Genomic DNA, 12585 nt, shown 5'->3' on the forward strand with positions numbered 1-12585 from the left:
ACGGTGAGCACCATGCCAGGTGTGCAAAACCCGCATTGCAATCCGTGCTTTTCCGAGAAACACTCGCGGATGACCTCAACATCGGGGTCGTCATTGAATGCTTCGATCGTCTTCACCTCCTTGCCGCTGACCGATGCGGCCAGCGTGATGCAGGACCGTACCGGCTCGTCGTTCACCAGTACGGTGCAGGCGCCGCACACACCATGCTCACATGCGAGATGCGTGCCAGTCATGTTCAGCGTGTCGCGGATGAAGTCGGCCAGAGTCTGTCGATCGTCGATTTCACGTTCGATCTTCTCATCGTTTACTTGCAGTGAAATAGGGATCATTTTTTTAGCGCCTCAGTGATGGCACGAGTGACCATTGTTTTATGAAGATGATATTCGTAGGAGTCCGGTGCGTGGTCGGTGACGTCGGCCAGGTCTTTTGCGATGGCGTCCTCGAACGCCGGCTTGCCGACCTCGGCAGCCGGCAAGCCCGACGCCAGCAGCGCCGACACGCGAACCAGCAAGCGTGGCCGGTCGGATGCTGCGCCGACCACGGCATTGGCCAGGCCATTGGCGGGGTCGATGACGACAGCGCCGATCGAATGCGAGAACTCGCCATTCTTGCGGCAGAACTTGGTATAGCCCCAGCGCGCCTTGTCCGACAGTACCGGCAGCAGCACGCCTTCGAGGATCTCGCGCTCGCCCAGGCATGTCTCCATCAGTCCGGTCTGGAAGTCGGCCAACGGCACATTGCGGCGGCCTTCCGGACTGACCAGCACGGCAACCGCGCCCAGCGCCAGCAAGGCGCTTGGCCAGTCCGCGGCCGGATCGGAATGGACCAGGCTGCCGCCGACGGTTCCCCGGTTGCGCACAGCGCGATAGGCGATGCCGCCGGCGACATGCTGCAGGTAGCCGCGCGCGACATCCTCCAGCTTGCCATCTTCGATGCTGGCATGCGTGGTGCAGGCGCCGACAAACAGCATGCCATCCACGTGCCTGGATTCGCGCAGCGCCGGAATATCGGAAATCTCGATCACCGTGCCGGGCATGGCCAGGCGCAGGTTCATCATCGGCATCATCGATTGTCCGCCAGCCATGTACTTCGGGCCGTCGTTGTCCAGCGTTTGCTGGATTGCTTCGTCGATGCTGGCTGCACGCAGGTATTTTATTTTGGCCGCTTTCATTCAGGCGCCCCTTCCGTCTTCAGTTTTTTTGCCATCGCAGTCGTGATTGCCGCCCGCACCCGTTTTGGCGTCATCGGCGTTTCATTGATCTCTGCGCCAATATGCATCAAGGCGTCACGGATTGCATTGGCAATCGCGGCCGGCGGAGAAATTGCGCCGCCCTCCCCCATTCCCTTCATGCCGTATTCGGTATGCGGGGTCGGTGTCACCATGTGGCCGATCTTGATCCGGGGTATTTCCATCGAACCCGGCAGCAGGTAATCGGCAAAGGTGGTGGCCAGCGGCTGGCCGTTTTCATCGTAAGGAATCTCTTCGAACAATGCGGTGCCGATGCCCTGCACGATGCCGCCGGCGATCTGGCCGTCGACGATCATCGGATTGACCATCGTGCCGCAATCTTCCACGGCTGCATAGTCGAGCAACTCCACCTTCCCGGTGTCCGGATCGACAGCCACCACGGCAGCCTGGGTCGCATAGCAGAACACGCCCGTGTCAATCGCCGGCTGGTAAGTGGTGGTGTAGTCCAGGATCGGATCGACCCCGGGCGGCAAGCCGTCTTGCCGCAAATGGGCAATGCGGCCGATGTCGCGGAATTGCAGCGAACCTGCCGGACCGTAAATCATCGAATCGTCGAATCGCAGGTCGGACTTTTCGCATTTCAGCACATAGGCGGCAATCGTCTCCATCTTGTCGCGCAGACCGCGGCAAGCCTTGGCAACCGCGCCGCCCGCCATCACCATGCTGCGCGAAGCGAAAGTGCCCATGCCAAACGGTGAAGTCTGCGTATCGCCATGACGTACCGACACGCGCAGCGGATCGATGCCAAGTTCCTGGTGGGCGATTTGCGACAGCGACGTTTCCAGGCCCTGGCCGTGCGACTGGATACCCACCATCAGGATCAGCGAGCCGTCCGGCATCATGCGTGCGGTCGCGGAATCAAAGCCTGGAATCACCGGCGTGCCGCGCGTGACCCACTCGCCGCAGCCATGCGCTGTCTGCTCGGTAAATGACGCAAAACCCACGCCGATATAGCGCCCGTCCGGCTGCCGGGTTTTCTGGCGCTCGCGGATTTCGTCAAAGTTGATCAGGTCCGCCGTGCGCTGCACCGACTCCGCATAGTTGCCGTTGTCGTACAGCAGGTTGGTCACGGTGCGGTACGGCATCTCGCTCGGCGTAATCATGTTTTCCATGCGCACGATATGCGGTTCGCGTCCCACTGCCCGCGCCACTTCATCAATGGTGCGTTCGATCGTGAAACAGGCTGCCGGCCGCGCCACGCCGCGGAACGGACCGATCGGCGACTTGTTGGTCGCAACCGTATAGCTCTGGCAACGATAATTGCGGATGTTGTAGGGGCCGGGAATATTCTTGGCCACCATGCCGGTCTCGAGGAAAGGACTGTTGGGCCAGTGCGAATAGGCGCCGGCATCCACATGCACCTGCACATCGATGCCGAGGATCTTGCCCTTGGCGTCCGCATACGCAGTGACCTTGTGATGATGGTCACGGCAGTGGATGGAACTGAGCAGATGTTCGCGGCGGTCGTCAATCCAGCGCACCGGCTTTTTCAGCTTGAGCGCGAGCGCAACCACCATCAGTTCTTCGGGATACAGGATGTTCTTGACGCCAAAGCCGCCGCCTACGTCCGGTGCGATCAGGTGCAGCTTGCGCTCTTCAATGCCCAGGAACTGCGCCATGCCGGCGCGGATCTGGTGCGGAAACTGGCTGGAGTTATAGACCAGCAGTTCATCGAGGCGCTCGTCCCACATGGCGAGGATGGCACGGCCTTCCATCGGCACGCCGGCCTGGCGGTTCATGCGGAAGATCCGGTTGATCGTCACGGCGGCATTCTTGCGCGCGCTTTCCAGGTCACCCACTTCGACCAGCTTCTCGACGAATACGTTGTCGCCCCATTCCTCGCGGATCAGTGGCGTACCGGGCGTGGTCGCGGCCAGCATGTCGACCACTGCCGGCAATTCCTCGATATCGAGACCGACTTCTTCGGCAATGTCTTCTGCGATGGAGCGCGAAGCGCCGATCGCCATGGCAATTGCCTCGCCGGCAAAGCGCACGCGCTCGCGGGCCAGGCTGGGGTACTCGGAATACTTGAATCCGTCAATCTGCGGCACGGCCACGACCGGCTTCAGATCCGGGAAGTCACTGGCCTGGAATACTTTGCCGGCATACTCGGCAGGCACGTCGATGCCTTTGAGAATTCCGTGCGCAACCGGGCTGCGGATGAACGCCACGTCCAGGATTCCGGGAACGCGAATATCCGATACGAACTGGCCTTGACCGCGCAAATGACGCTTGTCCTCTTTCCGACGCAATCTCGCGCCGACTCCTTTACCACTCATGACGACTCCGTTGTGGATTCAAACATCGGCAATATTTGACCAAAAGGTCAAACTAGTCAAGGCCATTCTGTGTAAACCGGAAACGATTCCGGGATGCCCGGCAAGCGTGCGGGCGTGCACCAATAGCGTCACTCCAGCACCAGAATGGCTCGAATCCCCGACCGAAAGTCGGCCTTGCTCCCGATTGGCGACCATCTCTGTGCGCAGCAGGCGCGGGTGCGCCTGTCATGTTCATTTGTTTGACTACATGGATAAATAAAGGTAGTCTTTATTTCATGGACCACCTCCCGTTCGTTACCAAGAAAGGACTGACATGAGCATCGCACGACACCCCCGGCCAGCTGAACTTATCGACGCACCCCTGGACCAGATTGCCAAACAATTCACTGGCAGGTTCCGCGACAAGAAGGCCGACTGGAATGCGTTCGAGGATGCCAAGCATGAAGGCTTCAAGCGCGCCCAGCATCGCTTCATCGGCGCTGGCGGTTCAGGGAAAGTCGGCGATACCACCGCCATCCCGCCGCGCGGCTTTACCTTGAGCATCATGTACGTCGAGCCGGGCCAGGGCAATGCCGCGCACACGCATGAAGTCGAGGAAGTGTTTTTCGTGCTGCAGGGTTACCTGACCGTCTTCCTGGAAGATGAATCCGGACAGCGTGCCGATGTCAGGCTCGGCCCCTGGGAATGTGTCGCCTGCCCGCCTGGCGTGATCCACGGCTATATCAACGAATCGCTGGAGCCGGTGTATTTCCAGGTGATGCTGGGCAAATCCCGTCCCGAAACCATGGGATACGCGGACGAAAACCTGTACAAGAACCGCGACGCCCATCTGAAAGCCTAGTCAACATCCGAGTTGACGGCTAACGCCAATTGAAAACACCGCGCCCGCCCATGATGCCCCGCTCCCTGCCGGCACTGCCCTGCAGGCCAATGCAGTCGCTGGATCTACAGCATGGATAAACCGGCGGGCGAGTCGACGCCGCCAGTCGAGGAAAGCCAGAACAAGAAAGTGCGGCGTCGGCGGGCGGGGTCGTCGAAATCCCAGGAAACGATCCTGAAGGCGGCGATCGACGAGTTTGCCGGCAAGGGTTTCGACGGCGCCCGCGTCGATGAAATCGCCTTGCGCGCCGGGGTGCAAAAAAACCTCATCTACTATTATTTCGAGAGCAAGGACAAGCTGTTCGTCGCCGTGCTCGAGCGCGTATACGAGACCATCCGCAAGCGGCAGAAAGACCTGACCATACGCAACATGGATCCGGTTGAGGGCATGCGCAAGCTGGTCCTGTTCACTGGCCGGGTCTGGCTGCAGCACCCGGAATTCCTGAGCCTCCTGAGTTCCGAAAACCTGCTCGGCGGTCGCCATGTGCGCGAGTCGGCGCTGGTGCCGCACTTGTACAACCCCTTGCTGGAAACGATCAATACGCTGCTTGATCGCGGCGTGGAGCTTGGCGTATTCCGCGACGGTGTCGACGTGCTCGACCTGTACGTGTCCATTACGGCCTTGCCGGCCTATTACTTCGACCACCAACATACGCTGGGCGCGATTTTCGACACCAAGTTGATGACGCCGGCCAGGATCAAGCGCCGCCTTGAGCATTCGGCGGACATGATCATTCGCTATCTGAAGGCCTGATTCGCATCATGTGCCGGCGGCGACGATGCCGCCGCTGGCGCGGCGGTAGGTATTTTCCGCAGCTACGCACTTTCCGCAGGTAAGCGATGGGCATGCGCGTGAGGAACGCGCTTTCCAGAGGGGGACTCGCGAGTCATGCGCCAGCCCGCCCTTCCCTGCGCGATCACCGTCAGCCCATTGTCAGCCTTCAGTCAGACACCCGTCAGCCGCGGCACGTATTCTCCGCGCTCTGCGCCGGACTTACCATGCGAGACACTCTCGCTGCCGCGTGCCAGGTTTTCAAAAGAAGCGTTCCTTGTTCCGAATTTCCCATTGCGACCCGCGCCCCCGGTTGCTCGCCCTGCTCTTGCTGTTGTGGCCGGTATTGTCTTTCGCCACTGACCCCGCCGACCCGTCCCTGTCCCGCCTGAGCCTGGGCCGGGCCCTTGAAATTGCCGCTGAGCGCAATGCCGACATGACGGTGTCGGCGCTGGCGATCACGAGCGCACAAGCCAACGTCCTGTCCGCTGACGTTTCGCCGAATCCGTCGATTTCGCTGCAGGCATACAACGTCAACCCGCGGCAGGGTATCGGTTCCGGGGCATTGCCTGACAAGCGGGTCGATACGACCGTGCGCGTGGAGCAGTTGATCGAACGCGGTGGCAAACGGCAGTGGCGCACCGAAAATGCCAGCCACCTGGTTGACGCCTCACGCGCCGAACGCATCGAAGTCCTGCGTCAGTTGCGCCTGCTGGTCACGATTGCCTATTACGACTTGCTGGCAGCGCAGGACCGGCTTGCGATTACTCGCGACACCGCCAATTTGTTCAAGGCCACGCTCGATGCCGCCGGCAAGCGCCGGGCGGCCGGTGACCTCGCCGGTTCCGAAGTCGACCGGATCCGCGTCGAGGCGCTGCGGGCTAGCAATGATGAAACCCAGGCGCAGGCGGAACACAAGCGCAGCCGGCTTGCCTTGCGGCTGCTGATGGGTATCAGCACACCGCCTGCCGACTTGCGCGCGGAAGATGCCTGGCCGCCGCTGCAGCCCGTCGCGCCGCAGGAAACCAGCGCCGTGCTTGCCGACAATCCGGCAGTACGCGCCGCCACTGCCCGCTTGCTGGCTGCGCAATCGGCGCTGCGCCTGGCGCAGGCATCGCGCACCAGGGATGTCTCAGTCGGCGTTCAATACGACCGTTCACCGGCAAGCCCAATGAATAGCTATGTCGGCAGCAATACCGTGGGCGTCTCGATGCAGGTCCCGCTGTTTACCAACAATTATTTCGAAGGCGAGATCCGGGCCGCCATTGCCCAGGTCGACACGGCGCAGGAGCTCGTGCACAAGGCACAGCGCCAGGCTGAATCGGAAATGCAGCGCGCGCAGAATGAGCTGCAATCAGCGCGTACCCGGCTGGCCATGTTCCAGGATCAATTGAGCCGTAGCGCCCAGCGCGCTGTCGACGCCGCCGAGTTTGCGTTTCGCAACGGCGCCATCAGCGTCACGGATCTATTGGATACACGACGCACTTACCGCGCAGTCGCAATCGACGAGCTGCAAGCGCGCGTTGACTACGCAAGAGCCGATGCCGCATGGCGTGCGGTCATCATGGAAAGCCCAGGCAAATGAAACTCAAGATCAAGCTCGCAATCGGTGGCGCGATCGTCTCGCTCGCGGCCGGCACGGTGGTGCTGGTGAACTATTTCCAGGCGGTGCCTTTGCCTGAGCAGCCGGCGACGACTGCACAGCCGGGACCACGCATGGTCCGCTATGCAAAGGACGCACCGCAGCTGTCGTCATTGAAAGTGGAGCCGGTACAGGCGTTTGCGTTACCCGTTGCCGACCCGGTAAACGGCCACATTGCCTACGACGAGAATGTCACCGCCCGCATCAGTTCGCCATTGACTGGTCGCGTCGTGCGTCTGCTGCGCGAGGTCGGTGACCAGGTCAAGGCCGGCGACCCCTTGGTCGTGATCGATTCCGCGGACCTGGCCAGCGCAGAAGCGGACTGGCAAAAGAGCCGGGCCGACACCGAACGCAAGAAGCTGGCACTGGAGCGCGCACAGAACCTGATCGAGCGCGAAGTGATTGCCCGTAAAGACTTCGAATCGGCGCAAGCCGATTATCAACAGGCACTCGCCGAAAGCCGCCGCAGCGCGCAGAAAATGCGCTTGCTGAATGCGAGCGGACATGAAAATGGACGCTTCGTGCTGAAGGCGCCAATCAGCGGAATCGTCGCCGACCGGCAAGTCAATCCCGGCATGGAAGTCCGCCCGGACCTGCAGAATCCGCTGTTCGTGGTGACCGACATTTCCCGCCTGTGGCTGGTGGCCGACGTGCCGGAACGCTATATCGCTGACCTGCGGCCAGGCCAGATGGTCAGCGTGCAGACGGATGCCTATCCCCAAAGCCAGTTTCCGGCGATCGTCGAAAAGATCGGTATCGCACTCGACCCGACAACGCGGCGGGTACAGGTACGTTGCCGGATCAAGAACATGGACATGCGCTTGCGCCCGGAAATGTACGCCCGCATCACCTTCCTGGCCGACGGCAGCAAGAAGGCAATTCGCGTCGCCAACAGCGCGCTGGTTTCCGAAGGGCTTTACAACTATGCATTCGTCGAAGCCCAGCCCGGCCAATTCGAACGGCGGCGTGTCAACATCGTGCTCAAGGGCCCGGATGTCAGCTTTGTCGATTCCGGCATCGCGGACGGCGAAAAAGTGGTGGTGCGCGGCGCCTTGCTGCTGAATGCAGAGGCATCGTCAAATGCTCAGTAAGCTGATTGACTTTGTCCTGACGCAGCGGGTATTCGTCCTGCTGCTGACCGCCACACTGTGCGTATTCGGCTATCGTGCACTGTCGCATCTGTCGATCGAGGCGTTTCCGGACGTGCAGGACGTGCAAGTGCAGATCGTCACGCAATACCCCGGCCAGGCGCCGGAAGAGGTAGAGCGCATCATCACCTTGCCGATCGAGCGCGAAATGAGCGGCGTGCCGCGCCAGACCCAATTGCGCTCGGTGACCATCACGGGCCTGTCGGTGGTGACGCTGACCTTCGCCGATGGCACCGATGACTATTTCGCCCGCCAGCAAGTGCTCGAAAAGCTGCAGACCGTCGCCCTGCCGCCCGGCATCCAGCCATCGCTGGCGCCCTTGTCGACCGCGGTCGGGGAAATTTACCGCTATATCCTGGAAGCACCGCCGCACATGACGCAGAGCGACCTGCGTTCGCTGCAGGATTGGACCATACGACCGGCACTGAAAATCACGCCGGGTGTGGCTGAAGTCGTCAGCTTTGGCGGCACTGTGCGCGAATACCAGGTACTGGTGGACCCGAATGCACTGCGGCGCTACAACGTGACACTGGACCAGGTCAGCCAGGCACTGAGCAGCAACAGCGCCAACGTCGGTGGCGGCCTGGCGCACCGCGGCGAGGAAGCGCTGGTGATCCGCGGCATCGGCATCCTGCGTGGCGTCGACGATATCGGCAGGATCGCCATCATGGCCAAGGCCGGCAAGACGGTGCTGGTCTCAGACATTGCCGAAGTCAAGATCGGCGAGCGGCCTCGCTCGGGCATCGTCGCCTACAACCAGAATGACTCGGTGGTCCAGGGCATCGTTCAAATGACCAAGGGCGGCAATGCGTCGCAAGTGATCGGCGATCTCAAGCAGCGGGTCGAAGAACTCAACGCCAAGCTGCCCAATGGCGTCAAGATACGGCCCATCTACGACCGCACCCAACTGATCAGCCACACGGTCCACACCGTGGCGGAAAACCTGCTGGTCGGTGCGGCGCTGGTAATTGCGCTGCTGGTCATATTCCTGCGCAACTGGCGCGCGGCGCTGGTGGTGGCGACCGTCATTCCGCTTTCCCTGCTGTTCGCGTTCATTGCGCTGCATGCGCTGAACATACCGGCCAACCTGATCTCGCTGGGCACGGTCGACTTCGGCATCATCATCGACGGTGCAGTCGTACTGGTGGAGGCATTGATGGTGCGGCTGGCAGCGCGCAATTTCGACCCCGGCCATGCCGAGATCAATGCCGCCTGGCGCATCACCGTGCTGAAGAACACGGTCATCGAACTGGGCCACCCGATCCTGTTTGCCAAGGCGATCATCATCGTCGCCTTCATCCCGATCTTTACCTTCCAGCGGGTGGAAGGAAAAATATTCTCGCCGGTGGCCCTGACCATCACCTTCGCCATGCTCGGTGCGGTCCTGCTGACCATGACGCTGATACCGACCTTGCTGGCGATGACGATGGAGCGGCACACGCTGGAAGAAAAACATATCCACTGGATGGCGTGGCTGCAACGGCGTTACCGCGCCTTCCTGCATTGGTCGGGCCTGCACCGCTTTCTGTTGCTGGTGGGTTCGGGCAGCGTGCTGGTTGTCACGCTGGCGCTGGCGCCGCTGCTTGGCAGCGAGTTCCTGCCCAAGCTGGATGAAGGCAACATCTGGCTTACGCTCAATCTTCCGACCTCCAGCTCGCTGCAGACATCCAAGGAGATCGAGCGCCAGGTACGCGGCATCGTCCTCAGCTACCCGGAAGTCAAGAGCGTGATTGCCCAGGTCGGGCGGCCGGACGACGGTACCGATCCGAAAGGCTCGAACAATATCGAATTCCTGGCGGAGTTAAAGCCGCGCGACACCTGGCGCTTCTCCGGCAAGGACAAGCTGGTGGCCGACATGTCGAAGAAAATCCGCACCATCCCCGGCGTGCCGACCAACTTTTCGCAAGTGATCCAGGACAATGTGGAGGAATCGCTGTCCGGCGTGAAAGGCGAAATCGCCGTCAAGATTTTTGGCCCGGACCTTGAAATCCTGACTGAAAAATCTGAGCAGATCGCGGCCATCCTGAACGGCATCCGCGGCGCCAGCGATGTCGGCGCCATCAAGATCGGCGGCCAGACCGAACTGGCCGTCACCATCGACCGCGAAAAAATAGCGCGCCTGGGCATCAGCGTTGCCGATGTCAACCTCGCACTGCAGGGCGCGCTGGCCGGCGTGCCGGTGAATACGCTGTACGAGGGCGACCACCGGTATGACATCACGGTGCGCCTGAACGAACATCATCGCGATTCGATCGATGATATCGGGCGCATCCAGGTCAGCTTGCCCAATAACGCCGGCACCATTGGCCTGGGCGACCTGTGCCGCATCGAAGTGCGCCAGGGCGCGGCGCGCATCAGCCGCGAGGCAGGCGGGCGCAACGCGTCGGTCAAGGCCAATCTGCTCGGCCGCGACCAGGGCAGTTTTGTGGCCGAGGCACAGAAGAAGGTCGCCAGCCAGGTCAAGCTGCCGCCCGGTTACCGCATGACCTGGGGCGGTCAGTTCGAGAACCAGCAGCGTGCAATCAAGCGCCTTGGCGTGATTGTGCCAATTACGCTGCTGCTGATCTTTTCCTTGCTGTTCTGGGCGTTCCGCTCGATGCGGATGGCGACACTGGTATTGGCGATCGTTCCTTTTTCATTGATTGGCGGCGTGGTCGGCCTGGCGCTGGCCGGACTGCACTTCTCGGTGTCGGCGGCGGTCGGCTTCATTGCCGTGGCCGGCATTTCGGTGCAGAACGGGGTGATCATGCTGGAGCAGATCATTGAAAACGATCGCTCCATGGATTCGCATTTCAACAGCGCGGTAGAAGGCGCGGTGTCACGCCTGCGCCCTATCCTGATGACAGCGCTGATGGCCGGACTGGGCTTGCTGCCGGCTGCCCTGTCCCACGGCATCGGGTCCGAGACGCAGCGACCGTTCGCGGTCGTGATCGTCGGCGGCATCGTTTCGGCGACACTGTTTACGATGATGTTGCTGCCGCTGGCCTATCCCTACTTTATTGAAAAGCGCCGGGTGCGCGCTGCTGATAGCGGCGACATTCCCGCGTCCGTGCCCTGAACGGCCGATTCCCCGGGACAACAGGAATCAGTCCGGCATTGGCTGCACTGCCGGTGCAGACGCACAGCCGCCCGCAATCCGGCGGGCCTACTGCGACCGCAATGGCAAGGCAGTCTTGTAGCGCACCTGCTTCAATGCAAAACTGGAGCGGATCTTCTCCACCTGCGGAATCGACGCCAGGTGCTGAAGGATGAAGCGCTCCAGCGCGCCGATATCCGGTACCGCAACGCGGATCAGGTAATCGGCATCGCCCGTCATCAGGTAGCACTCCATCACTTCTTCGCGCGCGCAAACGCGCGCTTCGAACGCTTGCAGCGCCTTTTCGTTTTGCTGCTTGAGACTGATCGAGATGAACACGTTCAGGTGCAGGCCGAGTTGCCTGGCGTCGAGCAGCGCGACGTAGCGCTGGATCAGGCCGGACGTCTGCAATGCCTTTACCCGCATCAGGCAGGGCGATGGCGACAGGTTGACCCGGCGCGCCAGTTCGACGTTGGACAGGCTGCTGTCGCTTTGCAATTCGCGCAGGATAGCCAGGTCGATCCCGTCCAGGCTCATCATGTTTCGATTCCTTTATTTGGCGGCATAAAATTCTGTAATTATTGTCAATGACAGGCATTTCAGCAAAATATTCTGCCTTCTGCAATATAAAATTATCTCTCCGACACCAAACAGGAATCTGTCATGAACCAGCGCGCCGATTTCCTCGCACTGCCAGCCAATCCTGTCGGGCCGCTTGCTGAATCCGATCCGGCCGAGACCGCCGAATGGCGCGACGCCCTGCTGTCGCTGATCGATGCGGCCGGGCCGCAGCGGGCGCGCTTCATCATGGATACCTTAGCCGAGATCGCCAGCGCGCCGGCAGTCGGCTGGCAAGCGGTGCGCGGCACGCCGTACGTGAACTCGATTGCAGCCGACCGGCAGCCGGCTTTTCCGGGCGACCTGGAACTGGAGGAGCGGCTCGGATCGATCATTCGCTGGAACGCGCTGGCGATGGTGATGCGCGCCAACCAGGCGCATGGCGAACTCGGTGGGCATATCGCCAGTTATGCGAGCGCAGCCGACTTGTTCGAAGTCGGCTTCAACCATTTCTTCCGCGCCCGCACGGAAGGGTTTGGCGGCGACCTCGTTTTTTACCAGCCGCATTCTGCGCCCGGCATCTACGCCCGTGCTTTTGTCGAAGGGCGGCTGAGCGAACAGGACCTGTTGCACTACCGGCAGGAAATCAGCGCCCGCGCCAGCGGCGTGCAAGGCTTGTCGAGCTACCCGCACCCGTGGCTGATGCCGGACTTCTGGCAATTCCCGACCGGGTCGATGGGGCTGGGACCGATCAGCTCGATTTACCAAGCGCGATTCATGCGCTACCTGCAACATCGCGGCCAGCTCGACACCAACGAGCGCCGGGTGTGGGGCGTATTCGGCGATGGCGAAATGGACGAACCGGAAAGCATGTCGGCACTGACGCTGGCGGCGCGCGAAGGCCTCGACAACCTGACCTGGGTGGTCAATTGCAACTTGCAGCGGCTGGACGGCCCGGTGCGCGGCACCGGCCGCATCATCG

The 12585-nt window shown here is 61.4% G+C and carries 9 protein-coding genes and 1 pseudogene; 6 read left to right on the forward strand and 4 right to left on the reverse strand.

All coding sequences use genetic code 11. From position 1 onward, the window contains the following. From Q7T64_RS05780 to Q7T64_RS05790, 3 genes are all read right to left on the reverse strand, one after another. A partial coding sequence (locus tag Q7T64_RS05780; RefSeq protein ID WP_304792656.1) for a (2Fe-2S)-binding protein occupies positions 1–329 on the reverse strand: 329 nt, incomplete at its 3' end. Continuing rightward, positions 326–1171: a xanthine dehydrogenase family protein subunit M gene (locus tag Q7T64_RS05785; RefSeq protein ID WP_304792659.1), complete on the reverse strand. Its 846-nt coding sequence runs from the start codon at positions 1169–1171 to the stop codon at positions 326–328. The genes Q7T64_RS05780 and Q7T64_RS05785, both read right to left, overlap by 4 nt. Continuing rightward, the gene (locus Q7T64_RS05790; RefSeq protein ID WP_304792662.1) at positions 1168–3528 is read right to left on the reverse strand and encodes a xanthine dehydrogenase family protein molybdopterin-binding subunit; all 2361 of its coding nucleotides are present in this window, start codon (positions 3526–3528) and stop codon (positions 1168–1170) included. The genes Q7T64_RS05785 and Q7T64_RS05790 overlap by 4 nt, the downstream gene beginning before the upstream one ends. A 313-nt stretch (positions 3529–3841) precedes the next feature. On the opposite strand from Q7T64_RS05790, the gene Q7T64_RS05795 reads away from it, so the two are divergent. The 5 genes from Q7T64_RS05795 to Q7T64_RS05815 all read left to right on the forward strand — a co-directional run bounded on the left by Q7T64_RS05795 (position 3842) and on the right by Q7T64_RS05815 (position 11027). Further along, positions 3842–4369, forward strand: coding sequence for a cupin domain-containing protein (locus tag Q7T64_RS05795; protein ID WP_304792665.1), 528 nt, complete (start codon positions 3842–3844; stop codon positions 4367–4369). A 111-nt stretch (positions 4370–4480) separates the two neighbouring features. Beyond that, a complete protein-coding gene (locus Q7T64_RS05800; protein WP_304792668.1) occupies positions 4481–5161 on the forward strand; it encodes a TetR/AcrR family transcriptional regulator in 681 nt (226 codons plus the stop codon). 331 nt (positions 5162–5492) lie between these two features. Further along, positions 5493–6764, forward strand: coding sequence for a TolC family protein (locus tag Q7T64_RS05805; RefSeq protein ID WP_304792670.1), 1272 nt, complete (start codon positions 5493–5495; stop codon positions 6762–6764). Beyond that, complete coding sequence (locus Q7T64_RS05810; protein WP_304792673.1) at positions 6761–7912, forward strand: efflux RND transporter periplasmic adaptor subunit; 1152 nt, start codon at positions 6761–6763, stop codon at positions 7910–7912. The genes Q7T64_RS05805 and Q7T64_RS05810 overlap by 4 nt, the downstream gene beginning before the upstream one ends. Continuing rightward, positions 7902–11027: an efflux RND transporter permease subunit gene (locus Q7T64_RS05815; protein WP_304792676.1), complete on the forward strand. Its 3126-nt coding sequence runs from the start codon at positions 7902–7904 to the stop codon at positions 11025–11027. The genes Q7T64_RS05810 and Q7T64_RS05815 overlap by 11 nt, the downstream gene beginning before the upstream one ends. A gap of 87 nt (positions 11028–11114) precedes the next feature. Here Q7T64_RS05815 and Q7T64_RS05820 read toward each other — a convergent pair whose 3' ends face one another. Further along, positions 11115–11582: an Lrp/AsnC family transcriptional regulator gene (locus Q7T64_RS05820; protein WP_304792679.1), complete on the reverse strand. Its 468-nt coding sequence runs from the start codon at positions 11580–11582 to the stop codon at positions 11115–11117. A gap of 126 nt (positions 11583–11708) precedes the next feature. Here Q7T64_RS05820 and Q7T64_RS05825 point away from each other — a divergent pair. After that, positions 11709–12585, forward strand: a pseudogene (locus Q7T64_RS05825) (pyruvate dehydrogenase (acetyl-transferring), homodimeric type); the annotation flags it as partial.

The organism is Lacisediminimonas sp., from assembly GCF_030645335.1.
In the GTDB taxonomy this organism is placed as follows: Bacteria; Pseudomonadota; Gammaproteobacteria; order Burkholderiales; family Burkholderiaceae_D; genus Lacisediminimonas.